Raw genomic sequence first — 19,994 nt, forward strand, 5'->3', positions numbered from 1 at the left:
AACTGGCGGGTGTACCGGCCAGTGCAGATTGCATGGAGCTGCGGAGCACTGTCGTCGTAGCAGGCCCCGGAGCGTCCGGCGCTCACCGGGGCTCCGCCTTCTCCAGGACGGCGGCGAGTCCCTCGGCCACCTGGGCAGAGCAACCACCCAGTTCCACGAACGGGACGTCACGCGCCGGGTGACTGCCACGCAGGGAAGGAATCGCAAGGCCGTGTATCGCCATGGCGGCCCGTAGCCGCTCGGCAGCGACGATGGCCAACCGGTACGGGTCATTCTCAATATCGGCCATGGACTGTCGCCCTCCTTGCGGGATGCACTGGAGGACTCAGCATCCGGGCACGGAGCCGGCCGAATCTAGGGTGTTTCCTGTTCCCGCAAGAAGCCCTCCCGAATGCTCTCCACCATGACCCGCATGGCGTCACCGGATAGCCCCTCACCTGCGAATCCGTCGAACTTCGATACATAGGTGGCGATGTCCCGAGGGTCGGTCACGATCAGCTCGGCGTGCACAGTCTCCACAGTCACGGACCGGTCATCGCGGATCACGAACGAGTGCCCAGGCACATCGGCGTGACACCCGGCGAGAGGCACCACCCGCACATCCACGTTAGGGAGCCTGGAAACGGAGATGAGGCGATCCAATTGCCCGGCCATCATCGGAGCCGGAACCAGTTCCCATCTGAGGACGGGTTCCGTGATGACGAACCGCAGGTCCTTCCCAGCGTCGTAGAGAACCCGCTGACGATCAAGGCGCCCGCTGACGGCCCGAGACAACTGCTCCTCGGTGAGGTCCTTCCGGGCGAACACGGCCCGCGCATACTCCGGCGTCTGCAAAAGTCCCGGGATCAGAGAAGGCTGAAAGAGCCTCATCAGACCCATGGTCGCGTCCAGCGCCCTGATCTGCTGCTGCTTCCGGTGAAACCCCAAGCGACGGTACAACCGCCAGGCAGTCGCCTCCGTGGCCTCTGCCCGGGCAGCAGCCATGTACTCAGCCTTCACCGCTTCCGAGACGCCTATGGCGGTAAGGATGCGCTCCACGTCGCCAACGGTCGGGGCGGTGTGACCGTTCTCGATCTTGCTCAGCTTGCTGGTGGACATGACAGCGCTACGGGCGACGGCCTTGGCCTCCTTCTCGGATGCCTGCCGAAGTGCCCGCAACGCTGCGCCGAGTTCAGATCTGTTCACTCGCCGAACGCTGCCCACCATTCGGTGAACGGCACGGCGTGAGCCAGGGCGGTGTCCCGGTACCGCTGGAACTCGGCCAGGCGCTCGTCATCCTCGTACCACTCCACACCGAGGTACTTCCCGAAGCCGTCATAGCTCATGGCAGCGACGGACTCATCATCGAATGCCCAGAAGTCGGGAGCTTCCGGGATCGGGTTCGGCTGGTCAGTGGTGTCCAGGATGAAGAACTCCTCACCGGCCGCCATGTTCCGGTGGTACCCCCACGCCAACTCGAATCGCAGGTAGTCAGTCAGCGGACGGGACACGATGTGCACCCGGTACAGGCGCTTGCCGGCTCCAGTGGCGTCGGCGACCGTAGTCACCCACCCGGCCGTCCTGTAGCCCTCCGGCTGCTCCTCCCCCGCCAGGAAGGCCCGGTAGGCGTCGACGCCGCCGGACTGGCCGTAGTCGTCCAGCGTCTCCAGCCGGAACGCTTCCCGCTTGAACTCGGCGAACATCGCACCGAGGTTCTTAGAGGACTCCGTCACTGATGGCCTTCCGGATCAGGTCAATGGGGATCTCGACCATGGCTTCGTGAGCGGGGATGTCTCGTCCGTGCTCGATGAGGTGCGTCCCTTGGAAGGCGTACGTCCCCCGATCGGTGAGGTACACGGACGGGCACTCGCCTTCGTCGCATCCAACTAGCTTCGTGAGTTTCACGACTCGCCCCTCGTTGGCTGGTGTCGCATTCGATGCTCCCGACTCGGCGCGGGGTGGTGCAAGTAGCTGGAGTTTCGGTTACTGGAAACTGATCATGGCGAGCCATCGCACCACGCGGACCGGCAAGGCCCGGGGCCGGACCGGTGGACGCCCGCCGTCAGCGCCGGCGACCGCGCGGCCACCGTCGCCCACCGCGACCCTGCCGCCGCCCCGTCCCGTACCGCCCGCGCACTGCCCCGCACCGGCGTCGCCGAACTGGCCGACTAGGGTCCAGGAGATTACCCGTGCCTGCTTCCGACGCCGGGCTGGCACACTGGAGGGTCTGCCCTGTGCTCGACCTCCGGAGGCTCCGCTCGTGAACGACGGCCCGCTCATCGTCCAGTCCGACAAGACCCTGCTCCTGGAGACCGGCCACCCCAAGGCCGGTGACTGCCGCCGGGCCATCGCCCCGTTCGCCGAGCTGGAGCGGGCCCCCGAGCATGTGCACACCTACCGGGTGACCCCGCTGGGCCTGTGGAACGCCCGTGCCGCCGGGCACGACGCCGAGCAGGTCGTCGACGCCCTGGTCACCTACTCGCGCTACCCGGTGCCGCACGCGCTGCTGGTGGACGTCGCCGACACCATGGCCCGCTACGGGCGGCTGACCCTGAGCAAGCACCCGGTGCACGGGCTGGTGCTGACCACCACCGACCGCCCGGTGCTGGAGGAGATCCTGCGCTCCAAGAAGGTGATCCCGCTGGTGGGGGCCCGGCTGGACGCCGACAGCGTGGCGGTGCACCCGTCCGAGCGCGGGCAGATCAAGCAGGTGCTGCTGAAGCTCGGCTGGCCGGCCGAGGACCTGGCCGGGTACGTGGACGGCGAGGCGCACCCGATCGAGCTGGACCAGACCGGCTGGCAGCTGCGCCCGTACCAGCAGCAGGCGGTGGAGGGCTTCTGGCACGGCGGCTCCGGTGTCGTGGTGCTGCCCTGCGGGGCCGGCAAGACCCTGGTCGGCGCGGCGGCGATGGCGACCGCCAAGGCGACCACGCTGATCCTGGTCACCAACACCGTCTCGGCCCGGCAGTGGAAGCACGAGCTGGTGAAGCGCACCTCGCTGACCGAGGAGGAGATCGGCGAGTACAGCGGCACCCGCAAGGAGATCCGCCCGGTCACCATCGCCACCTACCAGGTGATGACCACCAAGCGGAAGGGCGTCTACGCCCACCTGGAGCTGTTCGACTCCCGGGACTGGGGCCTGGTGGTCTACGACGAGGTGCACCTGCTGCCCGCGCCGATCTTCCGCTTCACCGCCGACCTGCAGGCCCGCCGCCGGCTCGGCCTGACCGCGACCCTGGTCCGCGAGGACGGCCGCGAGGGCGACGTGTTCTCGCTGATCGGTCCCAAGCGCTTCGACGCCCCGTGGAAGGAGATCGAGGCCCAGGGCTACATCGCCCCGGCCGACTGCTGCGAAGTCCGGGTCACCCTGACCGACACCGAGCGGCTCGCCTACGCCACCGCCGAGCCGGAGGAGCGCTACCGCTACTGCGCCACCACGGCCAGCAAGCGCAGGGTCACCAAGGCCCTGGTGGAGAAGCACCGGGGCATCCCGACCCTGGTCATCGGCCAGTACATCGACCAGCTGGACGAGCTGGGCCTGGAGCTGGACGCCCCAGTGATCAAGGGCGAGACCACCAACCCGCAGCGGGAGAAGCTCTTCGACGCCTTCCGGAACGGCGAGATCACCGTCCTGGTGGTGTCCAAGGTCGCCAACTTCTCCATCGACCTGCCGGAGGCGACCGTCGCCATCCAGGTGTCCGGGACCTTCGGCTCGCGCCAGGAGGAGGCGCAGCGGCTGGGCCGGGTGCTCCGCCCCAAGGCGGACGGGCACACCGCCCACTTCTACTCAGTGGTCGCCCGGGACACCATCGACCAGGACTTCGCCGCGCACCGGCAGCGCTTCCTGGCCGAACAGGGCTACGCCTACCGGATCGTGGACGCCGACGACATCCTCGCGGGCGAGGACGTCTGACCAGCCGTCATGTCCTGACCAAGCGTCACATCCTGACCGGGCGTCACGTCCTGACCGGTCGTCACGTTACGACCCGCCGTCACCCCGAGAAGGAGGTCACCGGGTCGACCTCCAGCACCGAGTGCCCGGAGCCGTCCTCCACCGGGAAGCTGCCCTCCGCCCAGGCCATGGTGTGGGAGTGGGTCTCGCCGGGCGGGGTGATCACCATGGAATCGACCCTGATGCCGCTGCCGCCGCCGGTGTTCACCGGGTAGGTGATGGTGATCAGGGCGCTGCCGCCGGGCTTGAGGGTGATCCGCTGCGAGGACTTCTTGCTGCGGGACACGGAGAGCGTGCCGGCGTTGGTCTTCAGGTCCACGCCGGGGAAGCCGTAGAGGGTGCAGCTGCTGCCGCCCCTGTTGGTGAGCTTGACCACCCGGGCCGCCTCGGTGTCGCCGACCGCCTGCGGGCCGTTGTCGGGACCGTCGGTGAAGCCCAGGTTCGCGGTGGTGCACCGGGCCGCACCGGCGGCGACCGGAGCCGGGCTCGCGGCGGGGGTGGAGACGCCCGCCGGGGCGGAGCCGGACCCGCCGGCCGGAGCGGTGCTCGCAACGGGCGCGGCACTCACCGCGGGTGCGGAACTCGCCGCGGGCGCCGAGCCGGAAGAGCCCGCCGCCACCGTGCCGCTCGCCGTCGCACTGCAGCCGCTCAACGCGACACCGGCCGCCAGTACGCACGAGGCCACTACAGCCATCCGTCGAACGCTCATCGGAATCCCCCACCAGACGCTGCGACCGCGATCTCTCCGCGATCTCCTGCTACGGAGTCTGATGGGTGATCAAATGGAAAGTCCACTGATGTCGCCGCTGGTGACAGAGCTGTTGCCATGTCCCAAACAGGTATCAGACGCGCTTGCCGGCCTCGACGCCGTCGGGGCCGAGCAGCACCACCCGCCAGGCGGTGTCCAGGAAGACGACCGTGCCGCGCAGCGCGGTGCGGACCGGGTGGTGGTTCTGCCGCTCGTCGTGGTGTGCGGCCTTGGTGCTGCCGAGCCGCTCGGCCTTGGGGTTCATCTGCACAGTAGCCATGACTCCACCGTAGGCATCCGGCCCCGCCGGGGCGTCGCCCCGGAGACCGAGCCGGCGCCTCCCGGGATGTCCTACCTGCGGGGTATCCGCGCTCCTCCTCGGCTCAGGGTTTTCCCCGAGGTCCGGGGCCGGCGAAAACCCGTTCGCGCTCGACCGGCCACCAGGTCTAGGATGCTCGGTCTGCCGCCTTCCCCTCCGCCCAGGAGCCGGGGAGTGCGCCGCCCGGCCGGTACCGGGCGGCTCTCAAACTCCATCGCACGATCTTTGAGACCGCTGCGCACCGCGGACACCCCCGGTGCCCACGCAGCCGGGAAGGCTTCCTCATGCCCGCGCACGCTTCCGCCGACCAGTCGTCGTCGCCCGATCCGTCGCCCGATCCGTTGCAGCGCGAACGCGCCCACCTCGCGGCCTCCAGGGCCGCCCTCCGCGCCATGCGCGCGGACGTCGAGTCGCTCGACCTGTCGGACGTCACCGGGAACTGGGTGAACGCCGCGATCCTGCAGCGCGAGATGTCCGACCGGATCAAGGCCCTGGCCGACCTGGCCCACACCCCGCTCTTCTTCGGCCGCCTGGACTACCTGCACGCCCCGGGCCTGGACGGCGCCGGGGACCGCCGCGACGAGCAGTTCTACATCGGCCGCAGGCACGTCCACGACGGCCACGGCGACCCGATGGTCATCGACTGGCGCGCCCCCGTCTCCCAGCCCTTCTACCGCGCCAGCCGCAAGGACCCGCTGGACGTCGGCCTGCGCCGCCGCTTCGGCTACACCGGCGGCGAGCTGACCGCCTACGAGGACGAGCACCTCACCGACCCGGCCGAGCTGGACACCGCCAGCGCCCTGCTGGCCGCCGAGATCGAGCGCCCCCGCGTCGGCCCGATGCGCGACATCGTCGCCACCATCCAGCCGGAGCAGGACGAGATCGTCCGGGCCGACATCCACGGCACGGTCTGCGTCCAGGGCGCTCCGGGCACCGGCAAGACCGCCGTCGGCCTGCACCGCGTCGCCTACCTGCTGTACGCGCACCGTGAGCGGCTGGCCCGCACCGGCACCCTGGTGATCGGGCCGAACCGCTCCTTCCTGCACTACATCGAGCAGGTGCTGCCCGCCCTGGGCGAGCTGGACGTGGCCCAGGCCACGGTCGAGGAGCTGGTCTCCCATGTCGCGGTCGCCGGCGCCGACCCGGCCGACACCGCCGTGGTCAAGGGCGACGCCCGGATGGCCGCGGTGCTGCAGCGCGCCGTCCGCTCCGGCATCCGGCTGCCGACCGAGCCCTGCGTGGTGGTCCGCGGCTCCCGCCGCTGGCGCGTCCCGGCCTACGAACTGGAGGAACTGGTCCAGGAACTGATGGACCGTGACATCCGCTACGGGGCCGCCCTGGCCGCCCTGCCGCAGCGGATCGCGCACGCCGTGCTGGTCAAGATGGAGAACGGCGGCGAGGCCCCGGACGACCGGGTCCAGGACGCGGTGGCCCGCAACCCCGCGGTGAAGGCGGCGGTCAAGGCGGCCTGGCCGGCGGTCGACCCGGCCAAGCTGGTGTTCCGGCTGCTCTCCGACCCGGAGTTCCTGGCCGCGTGCGCCGACGGCATCCTCACCCCGGACGAGCAGCGCACCGTGCTCTGGCCCAAGCCCCCGCGCAGCCTCCGCACCGCGCCCTGGTCGCTCGCCGACGCCGTGCTCATCGACGAGGCCAGGGACCTGGTGGAGCGGACCCACTCGCTCGGCCATGTGGTCCTGGACGAGGCCCAGGACCTCTCCCCGATGCAGTACCGCGCCGTCGGCCGCCGCTGCACCACCGGCTCCGCGACCGTGCTCGGCGACATCGCCCAGGGCACCACCCCGTGGGCCACCGCGAGCTGGGCCGAGGCGCTGGAGCACCTGGGCAAGCCGGGCTCCCGGGTCGAGGCGCTGACCAAGACCTTCCGGGTGCCGAGCGAGGTCATCGGCTACGCCTCCCGGCTGCTGCCGGGGATCGCCCCCGACCTGGCCCCGGCCGAGTCGGTCCGGGAGTCCCGGGGCGCGCTCACCGTCCGCCGGATCTCTCCCGCCGGCCCGTCCCCGGACGACTCCGCCGCGGACGATTCGGCCGCCCTGGACGCCGCCTCGGCGCTGACCCCGCCCGCGGCCCCGGCCGCGCTCACCGACGCCGTCGTCGCCGCCTGCCGGGAGACGCTGCGGCAGGAGGGCTCGGTCGGCCTGATCGCCGCCGACGCCCGGATCCCGCTGCTGGCCGCCGCGCTGGACGCGGCCGGCCTGCCGCACCTGGACCCCGGCACCGAGACCACCGCCGAGTCCCGGCTCACCCTGGTCCCGGCCACCCTCGCCAAGGGCCTGGAGTACGACTACGTGGTCCTGGACGAGCCCGCCGCCATCGTGGACGGCGAGCCCGACCGCCGGACCGGCCTGCGCCGGCTGTACGTCTGCCTGACCCGCCCGGTCTCAGGACTGACCGTGCTGCACTCCCGCGACCTGCCGGCCGCGCTGCGGGTGTAGGCCGGGCCTTCGGCGCCTACGCCGCCGCGTGGGCGTCGGCGTCGACCAGGCGGCGCCACTGCTGCACCAGGCCGGTGTCCACCGGCCCGTCCCAGCCCGCCTTGCGGACCATCCCGCCGACGTGGAAGCCGGCGATGCCCAGCGCCCGGAGCCCGGGGACCTGGTCGGCCTTGAGACCGCCGCCGACCAGGATCTGCGGCCGGTAGCCGGGCTCGCCGGACCGCGCGGACTCGGCCGCGAGCACGTCGATGCCGGCGGCCACGCCCGCGGCCGAACCGGCCGTCAGCACGGTGTCCAGGCCCGGCAGGCCGTCGATCGCGGCCCGCACCGAGGCCCGGTCCGCGGCGTTGTCCAGCGCCCGGTGGAAGGTCCAGCTGCAGCCGGGGATCGCGTCCAGGACGGTACGGACCGCCTCCAGGTCGACGGTGCCCTCGGGGGTGAGGAACCCGAACACGAACTCCTCCGCGCCCTCGGCCCGCAGCGCCTGCGCGGTGGCGGAGAGCTGGTCGAGGTCGCGCGGCCGGAAGCCGTCGCGGTCGCGCAGCATCACCCGGAGCGGGATGTGCACGGCGGCGCGGATCCGGGCGAACTCCTCCACCGACGGGGTGAGCCCGTCGGCGCCCATGTCGACGGCCAGCTCCAGGCGGTCGGCACCACCGGCAGCTGCTGCCACCGCATCCTGGGCGGACGTGGCGATAACCTCGAAGATTGGTCTAGACATATTGCTTAGCCTGCCATATCCGGCCGCTTCGCGGCGAGTCCTGAACAGCCCTTGATCGCGCAAACTTCTACGCCCTTCTGCCCCACAATGGCGTCATGCCAACGTCTCCGCATCCTGACGCCGAGCTTGCCGCCGCCCTGCTGGACCGCTGGACCGCCCTGCTCGAACGGGTCGTCACCCCCGGTTCCCCACCCCCGGCCGCCTTCGGCGACGAACTGCTGCGCCGCTGGTCAGAGCCCCAACGGCGGTACCACACGCTCACCCATCTGGCGGCCGTCCTGGACGCGGTCGACGAACTCGCCGAGCCGGGCGAGGACGCCGACGCGGTCCGCCTCGGCGCCTGGTTCCACGACGCCGTGTACGCGCCGGACCGGTCCGAGAACGAGGAGCGCAGCGCGAGGCTCGCGGAGCGGGTTCTGCCGGAAGCAGGGGTTCCGGCTGCGCTGGTGGCCGAGTCCGCCCGACTGGTCCGGCTGACGACCGGTCACGACCCCGCCCCGGGCGACCGCCACGGCGAGCTGCTGTGCGACGCGGACCTCGCCGTCCTGGGCCGCGACCCGGCGGCGTACGCGGCCTACGCCGCGGCGGTACGGGAGGAGTACGGGTTCGTGCCGGAGAAGGCGTTCCGGGCGGGGCGGGCGCAGATCCTCGAACAGCTGCTGGGGCTGCCGACGCTGTTCCGCACGGCGGCTGCGCGAGCGCGTTACGACGCTGCGGCCCGGAGCAACCTCGGGGCGGAACTGGACGCCCTGCGTTCGTAGTGGCTCTTGTTCGCGCAGTTCCCCGCGCCCCCAGGCGTGGGGGGCGCGGGGAACTGCGCGAACAGCAACCCCCTACAACGCCGCACCCTTCCTCCGCCGCAGCCCCGCAGAGGTGAGCCGGGCCACCACCTCCCGACTGGACACCTGCACCGCCCCGGCCGCCACCGCCGCCGCGTACAGCCGTTCGGGAACGTCGTAGTGGTCGCGCTCGAACCCCCGCTCGGGGATCTCCAGCCGCCGCGCGAACGCATGCAGTTCGTCGTAGGAGACGTCGCTGACCAGGTGCGACCAGAGCCGTCCGTGCCCGGGCCAGGTCGGGGGGTCGATCAGGATCATGCCTGGAGCGCTCCGACCGGGGCGATCACGATGCCCTCCTTCTCGCACACCCAGTGCGGGTCGGGCCCCAGCTCCGGGTCCACACTGAGCGCCTGCAGCTCGCCCTCGACCGCGCAGGACCCGCAGAGCGGCCAGCGGCCGTAGGCCTCCAGCAGGGCGTCCTGGATGTCCTGGGCGACCAGGCCGAGCAGGAACTCGGCGCCGGCCGGCCACTGTTCCACCCACCAGCGGCGCTGGGCCACCGCGTCCTCCAGCAGCGAGACGACGGTGGCGTCGGCGACGTCACGGGTCGCCAGGTCCCGCAGCACGCCCGCCCGGGCGGTGTGCAGCGCGGCTTCGATGCCTGGGTTCGAGCTTTCGGAGTCGTCCATCCCCCCATTGTCCCAAACCAGGCAAGCGCCCGGGACGCAACGAGGCGGCCCTCCCCGAAGGGAGAGCCGCCTCGTACGCGGGTACTGCCGAACTGCCGATCCGACCGGGAGGGTCAGGATCAGAAGTCCATGTCACCGCCCGGCATGCCGCCGCCCGCGGGGGCACCGGCCTTCTCGGGCTTGTCGGCGATGACCGCCTCGGTGGTGAGGAAGAGCGCGGCGATGGAGGCCGCGTTCTGCAGGGCGGAGCGGGTGACCTTGGCCGGGTCGATGATGCCGGCCGCGATCAGGTCCACGTACTCGCCGGTCGCGGCGTTCAGGCCGTGGCCGTAGGGCAGGTTGCGGACCTTCTCCACCACGACGCCGCCCTCGAGGCCGGCGTTGAAGGCGATCTGCTTGATCGGGGCCTCAAGGGCGACCTTGACGATGTTGGCACCGGTGGCCTCGTCGCCCTCCAGCTCCAGCTTCTCGAAGATCACCGAAGCCTGCAGCAGCGCAACGCCACCACCGGCGACGATGCCCTCCTCGACGGCCGCCTTCGCGTTGCGAACGGCGTCCTCGATGCGGTGCTTGCGCTCCTTGAGCTCGACCTCGGTCGCGGCGCCGGCCTTGATGACGGCCACGCCGCCCGCGAGCTTCGCCAGGCGCTCCTGGAGCTTCTCGCGGTCGTAGTCCGAGTCGCTGTTCTCGATCTCGGCGCGGATCTGGTTGACCCGGCCGGCGACCTGGTCGCTCTCGCCGCCACCGTCGACGATGGTGGTCTCGTCCTTGGTGATGACGACCTTGCGGGCGCGGCCGAGCAGCTCAAGACCGGCGTTCTCCAGCTTGAGGCCGACCTCCTCGGAGATGACCGTGCCACCGGTGAGGATGGCGATGTCGCCGAGCATGGCCTTGCGACGGTCACCGAAGCCCGGGGCCTTGACGGCGACGGACTTGAAGGTGCCGCGGATCTTGTTGACGACCAGGGTCGACAGGGCCTCGCCCTCGACGTCCTCGGCGATGATCAGCAGCGGCTTGCCGGACTGCATGACCTTCTCCAGGATCGGGAGCAGGTCCTTGACCCCGCCGATCTTGGAGTTGGCGATCAGGATGTAGGGGTCCTCGAACGAGGTCTCCATACGCTCCAGGTCGGTGGCGAAGTACGCCGAGATGAAGCCCTTGTCGAAGCGCATGCCCTCGGTGAGCTCGAGCTCCAGACCGAAGGTCTGCGACTCCTCGACGGTGATGACGCCTTCCTTGCCGACCTTGTCCATCGCCTCGGCGATGAGCTCGCCGATCTGGGGGTCAGCGGCGGAGATGGAGGCGGTGGAGGCGATCTGCTCCTTGGTCTCCACGTCCTTCGCCTGCTCGAGGAGCTGGGCGGAGACGGCCGCGACGGCCTTCTCGATGCCGCGCTTCAGCGCCATCGGGTTGGCACCCGCGGCGACGTTGCGCAGGCCCTCGCGCACGAGCGCCTGGGCCAGCACGGTGGCGGTGGTGGTGCCGTCGCCCGCGACGTCGTCCGTCTTCTTGGCGACCTCCTTGACGAGCTCGGCACCGATCTTCTCGTACGGGTCCTCGAGCTCGATCTCCTTGGCGATGGAGACACCGTCGTTGGTGATCGTGGGGGCGCCCCACTTCTTCTCCAGGACGACGTTGCGGCCCTTGGGGCCGAGCGTGACCTTGACAGCGTCGGCGAGCTGGTTCATCCCGCGCTCAAGGCCGCGACGAGCTTCCTCGTTAAACGCAATGATCTTGGCCATGGAAGTGGTCCTCCCGGACAGGGTGGCTGCGTGTGGACCGCGCTGGCGCCCGCGACGGACGGTCCCGGCCTACGACGGTCACTTCCCGTCGCGTCCGGAGCCTCACCTACCCGGCCCGTTGTCACTCTCTACCTCAGAGTGCTAACGCCAATGATTAGCACTCTCACCCCTTGAGTGCAAGCAGATGCCCTGGAACGGGGACTGGAAACGCCGGTAGGCCGCTACCCCAGGGGGGTATCGGCCTACCGGAAGGTCTGTCAGCGATCGCTCGATGGAGCGGTCACACCACGCGGACCATGTCCGCCTGCGGACCCTTCTGACCCTGCGAGATCTCGAATTCGACCCGCTGGCCCTCCTCGAGCGACCGGTACCCGTCCATCTGGATCGCGCTGTAGTGGACGAACACGTCCGCACCACCGTCGACCGCGATGAAGCCGTACCCCTTCTCCGCGTTGAACCACTTGACGGTGCCCTGAGCCATTCCGTACTCCCCTATTACTGGCCCTTTCACGGACCGCACTCCGCGGACCGGATCGCGCACCGACGCTTTGCGCAACACGCGACCGACGCTGAATGTATCCACTCAGACGCCCTCTGCAACAGGGCGCACGGCGGAGAATTCTCGGGGATATTAAGGGGCACTGCGGTGCTTATGTCAACAAAGCGAGGCAAAGTACTCCGGACATAGCGGACCTGATAGACAAATCGCTTCAGGATTTCTCGGCGGACCCTTGGGGCGCAGCAGCCCCCTGGGCTGCAGGTGATGACAGATACCGAAGGAGAAGAGGTTTGAATACCGCGCCGACCGCGCAGCCTGCATCAACCGGAAGCCACTGTACCCCTACCGGGGGAAAGCGAAAGCCGGGGCACCCGCCCGGTAGGGAAGGGCGCCCCGGCTTTCGTCATGCAGTGAAACTAATTCGTTCAGCCACCGGCGACGGCGGGAATGATCGAGACCGCTCCGCCGTCGGAGATCACCGTCTCAAGACCGTCCGCGAAGCGCACGTCGTCGTCGTTCACATACACATTGACGAAACGCCGCAGCTTGCCGCTGTCGTCGAGGATCCGGCCGCGGATGCCGGTGTGGTTGGCCTCCAGGTCCTCGATGACGGCGGCGAGGGTCGCGCCCTCGGCCTTCACCTCGGCGGCGCCGCCGGTGTAGGTGCGGAGGATCGTCGGGATGCGAACGGAGACGCTCATGCGAGGCCAGCCTCTCGGAAGGAGTCCAGGGTGGGGCGGATGGTGGCGGACAGGCCGGTGGTGGGTTCCACCGCGTCCAGGGTCTTCAGACCGTCTCCGGTGTTCAGGACCACGGTCTCGGCTGCCGGGTCGAGCAGGCCGTTCTTGATCAGCTTCTGCAGTACACCCACGGTAACCCCGCCCGCGGTCTCGGCGAAGATCCCCTCGGTCCGCGCCAGCAGCTTGATCGCGTCCACGACCTGCTCGTCGTTGACGTCCTCGACCGCCCCGCCGGTACGGCGGCAGATGTCCAGCACATAGGGGCCGTCGGCCGGGTTGCCGATCGCCAGCGACTTGGCGATGGTGTTCGGCTTCTGCGGGCGGATCACGTCGCGGCCGGTCTTGAAGGCGACCGAGACCGGCGAGCAGCCCTCGGCCTGGGCCCCGAAGATCTTGTAGGGCTTGTCCTCGACCAGGCCGAGCGCGATCAGCTCCTTCAGCCCCTTGTCGATCTTCGTCAGCTGCGAGCCGGAGGCGATCGGGATCACCAGCTGGTCCGGCAGCCGCCAGCCCAGCTGCTCGCAGATCTCGTACGCCAGGGTCTTCGAGCCCTCGCCGTAGTACGGGCGCAGGTTGACGTTGACGAAGCCCCAGCCCTCGCCGGCCGGGTCGCCGATCAGCTCCGAGCAGAAGCGGTTCACATCGTCGTAGTTGCCCTCGATGCCGACCAGCTCGCCGCCGTACACCGCGGCCATCACGATCTTGCCCTGCTCCAGGTCCTGCGGGATGAACACGCAGGAGCGCAGCCCGGTACGGGCCGCGGCGGCGCCCACCGCGCCGGCCAGGTTGCCGGTGGAGGAGCAGGAGAGGGTGGTGAAGCCGAAGGTGCGGGCGGCCTCGACCGCGATCGCGACGACCCGGTCCTTGAAGGAGTGGGTCGGGTTGCCGGAGTCGTCCTTGACGTACAGGCCGCCGGTGATCCCCAGCTCGCGGGCCAGGTTGTCGGCCTTGACCAGCTTGGTCCAGCCCGGGTTGATGTTCGGCCGGGTCGCCACGTCGGCCGGGACCGGCAGCAGCGGGGCGTAGCGCCAGATGTTCGCCGGGCCCGCCTCGATCTGCGCCCGCAGCGCCTCGGGGTCGCCGCTGGGCAGCTCGTAGGCCACCTCGAGGGGCCCGAAGCACTCGGTACAGGCGAAGTCGGGGGCGAGCGGGGTCCGCGCACCGCACTCCCTGCAGGACAGGGCGACGGCGGGACCGAAAGACTCGGGTGTGACAGTTGCAGCAGCCATGATGGCGAGGCCCTCTCTCCTCATCTTCCCCGCGGCGCGTTTCGCCGCAGGACGGAATTGGCACCTTCCCCACCAGGGCCTTGACGGCTGTAGCTGGCAGGAGGGTTGCCGGGACTTCAACGGGCCGTTCCCTCAGTCCCTCTGGATGAGCTCTATGGCGGACCGTTCGCTCCTGGTCCGCATTTGTGATGATGGCAGTGCGTCCGCCGTGCGGCGGGCGTCTGTCATCCCCAAGACTGTAACCGAAGCGACGTCGGCGATCACTGGGCGTCCGCGAGACGAGACGCGCATCACGGCTCGTGCCACACCAGAGGAGTCCTGTGCTTGACGAGGTCGCGGACTGGCTGCGCCACCGCTCCTGGGCGGCCGACGACCGCTCGCTGCCCGAACTGCTCGCCGCCAAGGAGGCGACCGGAAGCACCGTCAGCGTCGTGCTGCCCGCACTGGATGAGGAGGCCACGGTCGGCGGAATCGTCTCCGCCATCCGCCGCGACCTGATGGACGCCGTGCCGCTGGTGGACGAACTGGTCGTGGTCGACTCCGGCTCCAGCGACCGCACCGGGCAGGCCGCCGCCGCGGCCGGGGCCCGGGTGGTGCACCGCGACTCGATACTCCCCGAGCTGCCCGCGCTGCCCGGCAAGGGCGAGGTGCTGTGGCGCTCGCTCCTCGCGACCAGCGGCGACATCGTCTGCTTCATCGACGCCGACCTGCGCGAGTTCGACTCCGCCTTCGTCTCCGGCATCGTCGGGCCGCTGCTCACCGAACCCGAGGTGGCCTTCGTCAAGGCCATGTACGACCGGCCGCTGGAGACCGGCGACACGGTGATCCCGGCCGGCGGCGGCCGGGTCACCGAGCTGGTCGCCCGCCCGCTGCTGAACCTCTACTGGCCGCTGCTGGCCGGCTTCGTCCAGCCGCTCGGCGGCGAGTACGCGGCGCGGCGCTCACTGCTGGAACGGCTGCCCTTCGCCACCGGCTACGGCGTCGAGCTCGGCCTGCTGGTGGACGCGCTGGAACTGGCCGGCCTCGACGCCCTGGCCCAGGTGGACGTCGGCGTCCGGCACCACCGGCACCAGGACGCGCAGGCGCTCGGCCGGATGGCCGCCGCCATCCAGCTCACCGCGCTCGACCGGCTGGCCCGCAGCAACCGGATCAAGGCCGCGGACGACCTGGCCCGGCCCAGACTCACCCAGTTCACCCGCACCGCGGCGGGATTCACCCCCAGCACCGCCGACATCGCGGCCACCGACCGGCCACCCGTCGTCACGCTCACCGCGAACGACGTTTGACCCGGTCACGAGCAGGCAAGGCTGAGCATCATGGTCACAGCTAGTCCGGCATCGATTCTGCTCGCCTCCAACCGGGGCCCGATCTCGTTCACGGTCGAGGACGACGGCACCCTGACGCCACGCCGGGGCGGCGGCGGGCTGGTGTCGGGGCTCAGCGCCATCGGCGACGAGGTCGACTCGGTCTGGGTCTGCGCCGCGCTGTCGGAGGGCGACCGCGCCGCGACCCGGCAGGGCCTCGACGACCCGTCCGTGCGCATGCTGGACATCGACCCGGGCACCTTCGCCCGCGCCTACAACGGCATCGCCAACTCCACCCTCTGGTTCGTGCACCACCTCATCTACAACACGCCGACCACCCCGGTCTTCGGCAGCTCCTTCCGCCGCGAGTGGGCCTCCTACGAGGCGTACAACACGGCCTTCGCCGAGGCGCTGGCGGAGAACGCCGCGCCCGGCGCGACCGTGCTGGTCCAGGACTACCACCTGTCACTGACACCCCGGCTGCTCCGCGAACTGCGCCCCGACCTGCGGATCGGGCACTTCTCGCACACCCCCTGGGCCCCGCCGGACTACTACCGGCTGCTGCCCGACGACGTGGGCCGGGACGTCCTGGCCGGGATCCTCGGCGCGGACCGCGCCGGGTTCCTCACCCGGCGCTGGGCCGGGGCCTTCGCCGACTGCTGCGAGGCCGTGCTCGGCGCCGAGGTCGACCGGGACGCGCTGACCATCACCTACAAGGGCCGGACCACCCGGCTCGGCGTGCACCCGCTGGGCGCCGACGGCGACTTCCTGCGCGAGCGGTCGCACCGTCCGGACGTGGACTCCCGGCTGGCCACCCTGCGCGAGGCCGTCGGCGACCGGAAGACCGTGGTCCGGGTGGACCGGACCGAGCTGTCCAAGAACATCGTCCGCGGCCTGCACGCCTACCGGCACCTGCTGCGGACCCGGCCGGAATGGCTGGACCGGGTCGTCCACATCGCCTTCGCCTACCCCTCGCGGCACGACCTGCCGGAGTACCGCGAGTACACCGCCTCGGTGCTGCGGGTGGCCCAGGAGATCAACGACGAGTACGGCACCCCCACCTGGCAGCCGGTGATCCTGCACGTGGACGACGACTTCGCGCGGTCGCTGGCCGCGTACCGGCTCGCCGACGTCGCCCTGGTCAACCCGATCAGGGACGGGATGAACCTGGTCGCCAAGGAGGTCCCGGTGGTCACCGACCGGGGCTGCGCCCTGGTGCTGTCCCGCGAGGCCGGCGCCTACGAGGAACTGGGCGCCGACTCCGTGGTGGTCAACCCGTACGACATCATCGCCACCGCCGAGGCCCTGCACACCGCCCTGACCATGCCGGAGGACGAGCGCGCCGCGCGCTGCCTGCGGCTGGCCGAGGCGAGCACCGCGCTGCCCCCGTCGGCCTGGTTCCTGGAGCAGTACCAGGCTCTGACGGAGGATCAGCGGGGCTGAGCGGGAAGGCTACTTGCTGCAGGAGTAGTTGAAGCTTGCCGAGGCGCTGTGCGCGCCCGGCTCGGTGATCTCCACCGTCGCGGTGGCCTGCAGATTGCCGTTCCCCTGCACGGTCCAGCGCAGCGGCAGCGTCACCTCGTGCAGGCCCGACGGCACGGTCTTGGTCTGCATGCCGTCACTGCTGCCGTCGCTGCGGATCCAGCGGTAGTGGATCACCCCGGAACCGCCGTTGGTGTGCACCACGGCGTTGACCTCCTCGGTCCCGTCGCAGGTGAGCGCGGCGGGGCTGGCGGTGACCGCGACCGAGCCGATGCTCAGCGGGGTGCCGAAGCGGTTCCACAGCAGGAACGCGACGACGCCCAGCAGGACCAGACCGGCCAGCAGGAACCCGCCCAGCTTGCGCTTCTTCGGCTTGCCCTGCTCCGCGGCGGCGGCAGCGCCGGCCGGGCCCGCGCCCTGCCAGACGGCCATCGTCCGCGCCGTCTTGGGGTCGGGCACGCCGGGGCCGAACCTGATCAGGCTCTCCGCGGGCGGCTGCTCGTCGGGCGGCGGCGCCGGCGGCGAGAACACCGTCGGCGTCGCCTCGTACGCCGGCATCGGCGTCCCGTACCCGGAGCCCGGGCCGGCGCCGTACCCGCCCCCGAGCTGCACGGTCGAGGTGTCCGGCGGCGGCGGAGGCGCGGCATGCCGCTGCGGCGGCCTCAGCCGAAACGTGCCGGAGTCCGGCGGGACGGCATCGCGGGGTGTGTCCTCGGGGGTCATGTGATGATGCACCCTTCGCTGGTGTCGTCGGTCGGAGCCAAGGTGGTCGTGGGGCTCGTGAACTGAATGCCCATGACGCTGCCGCAGTAGCCGGCGAAGGAGAACGGGGTGAACTCGACCCTTATGTAACTGGTCTTCCCCGAGAGCGTCTTGGTCTCGGTGCTCAGCACCTTCTGCCCGCCCTCGCCCTCCCTGACCCACCAGTGGACCGTCACCGTGACCGGCCCGGTGCCGTCCGTCGTGAGATTGGCGACCGCTGTACCGACAAAGGTGTTGGGGTTGACGGAGAACGCGTCCACGACGAGCCCGGTGACATGGGTGACCGTCACCGTCTTGCTGGGTGTCGGCGTGGGCGACTTCGTCACGGGTTTGGTGGTCGGGGGCTTCGTCGCGGGTTTGGTGGTGGGGGCCTTGGTGGTGGGCTTGGTGGTGGTGCCCGTGCCACCCGTCGTGCCGCCTGCCGCTGCCGTCGGGGTCACCGTCGCGGTGGGGGTCGTCGACGGGGTGGGCGTCGGGGTGGGGGTGGGGGTCGGGGTCGGCACCGGGGTGGGGGAGCCGCTGGGGGTGAACGAGGTGATCGCGCTGGGTATCGGGTCGGCGACGGTCTTGGTGTGGGTGTGGCCACTGCCTATCGCGCCGGAGGCGTACCCCCCGCCGAGCAGCAGGCCCAGGACGACCGTGCCGGCCAGCCCGCCCACCAGCACCCGCTTGCGGATCAGCCGTCCCCCGCTCTTGGCGAGGCCGCCCGCCCCGCCCAGCACCGTGGTCGCCACCGCCGTGGACCCGTCCGCCGCGGCGCCCCCCGCGGAGGGGAACAGCAGCGGGAGCAGCGCCGCCAGCGCGGCGAGCTTGCGCTGGCCCTTCTCCTCCCAGTCCTCGCCGTAGGCGACCCCGGCGACCGACTCCAGCTCGGCGACGAACGCCGCCGCGCTGCTGGGCCGCTCGTCGGCGGTCTTCGCCAGGCCGTGCCGGATCAGCGGGCGGACCGCCTCGGGCGCGAGCTCGTCCGGGATCGGGGCGGTGGTGTGCTGCACCACCAGCTCGGCGAACTCGGTGCCCGGATACGGGCGCTTCCCGGTCAGGCACTCGAAGAAGGTGGCCGTCGCGGCGTAGACGTCCGCCGCCGGCGTGGCCGGGTCGCCGGCCCACTGCTCGGGGGCCATGTACGGCGGGGTGCCGGCGATGCCGACCGCGTCGCCGGTCTTCACGGCGATGCCGAAGTCCACCAGTTTCGACGAGCCGTCAGCCGCGACCAGCACGTTCTCCGGCTTGTAGTCGCGGTGCACCACGCCCATCGCGTGCGCTGCCGCCAGCCCGAGCAGCGAGCCCTTGAGGACGACCAGCGCCGCCTCCGGGCCGGTCGCCCCGGCCTGGCGCAGCAGCGCCCGCAGGGCTATGCCGTCCACCAGTTCCATGACGATGGCGGCGCCCTCGGGCCCCTCCACGTACTCCCAGAGCCGCACCACGTACGGCGTCTCCAGGTCGCCGAGCAGGCGCGCCTCCGCGCGGAACTCCTCGAGGAAGTCCGCGTCGGCGCGGAGCTCCTCCCCGAGGTACTTGATCGCGACCGCCGTACCGGTCTCGTCGTGCAGCGCCAGAACCACACGCCCGCTCGCACCCGAGCCGAGCTCCCGCGTGTGCCGGTATCCGGGAACAACCCATTCCATCGTCCTACTACCCCCTGTGTCATTGGGAAGGTAGCGCCTGGGAGGTCTCGGCGGGGTGCTTGAAATGTCACTGTTATCCGACAAGACACCCTTCGTTGACGGATTGTCAGTGTGCGTACCTTCTCAGGCTCCCAGCGCGTCGGCCAGTGCGTTGATCAGAGCCACCACGCCCTCGGGGCCGGGGACGATCAGGTCGGCGCGGTCGGCGAGGGCACGGACCGGGGGTTCGCCGGTCGTCGGGGCGCTGCAGACCAGCAGGGCGTCCAGCCCTGCCGAGGCCCGCAGCGCGTCCACCGCGTCGTAGGCGGCGAGGTCGCCGAGGTCGTCGCCGGCGAAGAGCACGGATCCGGCGTCGCGCTCGCGCAGGAACGCGGTGAGGGCGACGCCCTTGTCCATGCCGGGGGGCCGCAGTTCCAGCACCATCCGCCCCGGTTCCACGGCCAGCCCGTGCCGGGCGGCGGCGGCCCGCAGCGGGGCGTCCAGCGCGGCCAGGGCGACGTCGGGCTCGGCGGCGCGGCGGGTGTGCACGGCGAGGGCGCGGCCCTTGTCCTCCAGCCAGACCCCCTGCGGTGCGGTGGCGAGCAGCCCGGGCAGTTCGGCCCGCAGCGCGGCGACGCCGGGGTGCTCGGCGGGGGCGCCCAGTTCGCCGGTCGCGGCGTCCCAGCGTTCGAGCCCGTAGTGGCCGAGGACGGTGAGGTGCTCCAGGCCGGGCGCCCCGGCGAAGCCGGCGTACTCCACGGCGGTGGCCGCGGGGCGTCCGGTCACCACCACCACTGCGGCGAGCCGCGGGGCGAGCCTGGCCAGCGCGGGGACCACGCCGGGGTGCGCCCTGGCCTGCTCGGGGTCGGCCACGATGGGCGCGAGCGTCCCGTCGAAGTCGAACGCCGCGACGGCGCGGGCGGGGTTCTTCCGGATCGCGGAGAGACCGGCTTCGCCGGCGGGGGACGTCGGTTCGATCAGGGTCATGC

At 71.0% G+C, this 19,994-nt stretch carries 21 protein-coding genes and 1 riboswitch; of the genes, 5 read left to right on the forward strand and 16 right to left on the reverse strand.

Going from position 1 to position 19,994, the window contains the following annotated elements; translation table 11 throughout:
* Nucleotides 1-82: 82 nt before the first annotated feature.
* The 4 genes from ACEZDG_RS08830 to ACEZDG_RS08845 all read right to left on the reverse strand — a co-directional run bounded on the left by ACEZDG_RS08830 (nt 83) and on the right by ACEZDG_RS08845 (nt 1,884).
* Nucleotides 83-289, reverse strand: a complete 207-nt coding sequence (locus ACEZDG_RS08830) for a hypothetical protein (RefSeq protein ID WP_380504986.1) — start codon at nt 287-289, stop codon at nt 83-85.
* 65 nt (nt 290-354) lie between these two features.
* Nucleotides 355-1,185, reverse strand: coding sequence for a helix-turn-helix domain-containing protein (locus tag ACEZDG_RS08835; protein ID WP_380504989.1), 831 nt, complete (start codon nt 1,183-1,185; stop codon nt 355-357).
* Complete coding sequence (locus tag ACEZDG_RS08840) at nt 1,182-1,712, reverse strand: DUF6879 family protein (RefSeq protein WP_380504992.1); 531 nt, start codon at nt 1,710-1,712, stop codon at nt 1,182-1,184. Before ACEZDG_RS08840 ends, ACEZDG_RS08835 begins: the two co-directional genes overlap by 4 nt.
* Nucleotides 1,696-1,884, reverse strand: coding sequence for a hypothetical protein (locus tag ACEZDG_RS08845; RefSeq protein WP_380504995.1), 189 nt, complete (start codon nt 1,882-1,884; stop codon nt 1,696-1,698). Before ACEZDG_RS08845 ends, ACEZDG_RS08840 begins: the two co-directional genes overlap by 17 nt.
* Nucleotides 1,885-2,239: 355 nt before the next feature.
* On the opposite strand from ACEZDG_RS08845, the gene ACEZDG_RS08850 reads away from it, so the two are divergent.
* The gene (locus ACEZDG_RS08850) at nt 2,240-3,892 is read left to right on the forward strand and encodes a DNA repair helicase XPB (RefSeq protein WP_380504998.1); all 1,653 of its coding nucleotides are present in this window, start codon (nt 2,240-2,242) and stop codon (nt 3,890-3,892) included.
* A gap of 79 nt (nt 3,893-3,971) precedes the next feature.
* Here the strand turns inward: ACEZDG_RS08850 and ACEZDG_RS08855 are convergent, their stop codons facing one another.
* Both ACEZDG_RS08855 and ACEZDG_RS08860 read right to left on the reverse strand, forming a co-directional pair.
* Complete coding sequence (locus tag ACEZDG_RS08855) at nt 3,972-4,625, reverse strand: DUF4232 domain-containing protein (RefSeq protein ID WP_380505001.1); 654 nt, start codon at nt 4,623-4,625, stop codon at nt 3,972-3,974.
* Nucleotides 4,626-4,773: 148 nt separating this feature from the next.
* A complete protein-coding gene (locus ACEZDG_RS08860) occupies nt 4,774-4,959 on the reverse strand; it encodes a hypothetical protein (protein ID WP_380505004.1) in 186 nt (61 codons plus the stop codon).
* 323 nt (nt 4,960-5,282) lie between these two features.
* Between ACEZDG_RS08860 and ACEZDG_RS08865 the strand changes: the two genes are divergently transcribed.
* Entirely contained in the window at nt 5,283-7,451 is a 2,169-nt protein-coding gene (locus ACEZDG_RS08865) for a HelD family protein (protein ID WP_380505007.1), read from the forward strand.
* Between the two features lie 16 nt (nt 7,452-7,467).
* Here ACEZDG_RS08865 and ACEZDG_RS08870 read toward each other — a convergent pair whose 3' ends face one another.
* Nucleotides 7,468-8,172 carry a copper homeostasis protein CutC gene (locus ACEZDG_RS08870; RefSeq protein ID WP_380505010.1) on the reverse strand — a complete coding sequence of 235 codons (705 nt, stop codon included), beginning with the start codon at nt 8,170-8,172 and terminating at the stop codon, nt 7,468-7,470.
* Between the two features lie 95 nt (nt 8,173-8,267).
* Here ACEZDG_RS08870 and ACEZDG_RS08875 point away from each other — a divergent pair, with 95 nt between their 5' ends.
* Nucleotides 8,268-8,933 carry an HD domain-containing protein gene (locus ACEZDG_RS08875; RefSeq protein ID WP_380505013.1) on the forward strand — a complete coding sequence of 222 codons (666 nt, stop codon included), beginning with the start codon at nt 8,268-8,270 and terminating at the stop codon, nt 8,931-8,933.
* Nucleotides 8,934-9,005: 72 nt separating this feature from the next.
* On the opposite strand, the gene ACEZDG_RS08880 is transcribed toward ACEZDG_RS08875, so the two are convergent.
* The 6 genes from ACEZDG_RS08880 to thrC form a co-directional block, all read right to left on the reverse strand.
* On the reverse strand, nt 9,006-9,269 hold the full coding sequence (locus tag ACEZDG_RS08880; protein WP_380505016.1) for a DUF4031 domain-containing protein: 264 nt from the start codon (nt 9,267-9,269) through the stop codon (nt 9,006-9,008).
* The gene (locus ACEZDG_RS08885) at nt 9,266-9,640 is read right to left on the reverse strand and encodes a hypothetical protein (protein WP_380505019.1); all 375 of its coding nucleotides are present in this window, start codon (nt 9,638-9,640) and stop codon (nt 9,266-9,268) included. The genes ACEZDG_RS08880 and ACEZDG_RS08885 overlap by 4 nt, the downstream gene beginning before the upstream one ends.
* A 119-nt stretch (nt 9,641-9,759) precedes the next feature.
* Entirely contained in the window at nt 9,760-11,382 is a 1,623-nt protein-coding gene (groL, locus tag ACEZDG_RS08890; RefSeq protein ID WP_380505022.1) for a chaperonin GroEL, read from the reverse strand.
* A gap of 280 nt (nt 11,383-11,662) precedes the next feature.
* Nucleotides 11,663-11,863: a cold-shock protein gene (locus ACEZDG_RS08895; RefSeq protein ID WP_030255564.1), complete on the reverse strand. Its 201-nt coding sequence runs from the start codon at nt 11,861-11,863 to the stop codon at nt 11,663-11,665.
* Between the two features lie 443 nt (nt 11,864-12,306).
* The gene (locus tag ACEZDG_RS08900) at nt 12,307-12,582 is read right to left on the reverse strand and encodes a MoaD/ThiS family protein (RefSeq protein WP_380505027.1); all 276 of its coding nucleotides are present in this window, start codon (nt 12,580-12,582) and stop codon (nt 12,307-12,309) included.
* Nucleotides 12,579-13,874 (reverse strand): threonine synthase, encoded by a 1,296-nt coding sequence (gene thrC, locus ACEZDG_RS08905; protein WP_380505031.1) that lies wholly within the window; start codon nt 13,872-13,874, stop codon nt 12,579-12,581. The genes ACEZDG_RS08900 and thrC overlap by 4 nt, the downstream gene beginning before the upstream one ends.
* A riboswitch (SAM riboswitch) is annotated at nt 13,868-14,002 on the reverse strand. Its footprint overlaps the gene before it by 7 nt.
* Before the next feature lie 168 nt (nt 14,003-14,170).
* On the opposite strand from thrC, the gene ACEZDG_RS08910 reads away from it, so the two are divergent.
* On the forward strand, nt 14,171-15,136 hold the full coding sequence (locus ACEZDG_RS08910; protein ID WP_380505034.1) for a glucosyl-3-phosphoglycerate synthase: 966 nt from the start codon (nt 14,171-14,173) through the stop codon (nt 15,134-15,136).
* Between the two features lie 30 nt (nt 15,137-15,166).
* A complete protein-coding gene (locus ACEZDG_RS08915) occupies nt 15,167-16,597 on the forward strand; it encodes an alpha,alpha-trehalose-phosphate synthase (UDP-forming) (protein ID WP_380505037.1) in 1,431 nt (476 codons plus the stop codon).
* Between the two features lie 9 nt (nt 16,598-16,606).
* On the opposite strand, the gene ACEZDG_RS08920 is transcribed toward ACEZDG_RS08915, so the two are convergent.
* The 3 genes from ACEZDG_RS08920 to otsB form a co-directional block, all read right to left on the reverse strand.
* Nucleotides 16,607-17,359: a hypothetical protein gene (locus ACEZDG_RS08920; RefSeq protein WP_380505040.1), complete on the reverse strand. Its 753-nt coding sequence runs from the start codon at nt 17,357-17,359 to the stop codon at nt 16,607-16,609.
* Entirely contained in the window at nt 17,356-18,963 is a 1,608-nt protein-coding gene (locus ACEZDG_RS08925) for a serine/threonine-protein kinase (protein WP_380505043.1), read from the reverse strand. The genes ACEZDG_RS08920 and ACEZDG_RS08925 overlap by 4 nt, the downstream gene beginning before the upstream one ends.
* Nucleotides 18,964-19,149: 186 nt before the next feature.
* Complete coding sequence (otsB, locus tag ACEZDG_RS08930; protein WP_380505046.1) at nt 19,150-19,992, reverse strand: trehalose-phosphatase; 843 nt, start codon at nt 19,990-19,992, stop codon at nt 19,150-19,152.
* Nucleotides 19,993-19,994: the final 2 nt, after the last annotated feature.

The organism is Streptacidiphilus alkalitolerans, from assembly GCF_042511045.1.
In the GTDB taxonomy this organism is placed as follows: Bacteria; Actinomycetota; Actinomycetes; order Streptomycetales; family Streptomycetaceae; genus Streptacidiphilus; species Streptacidiphilus alkalitolerans.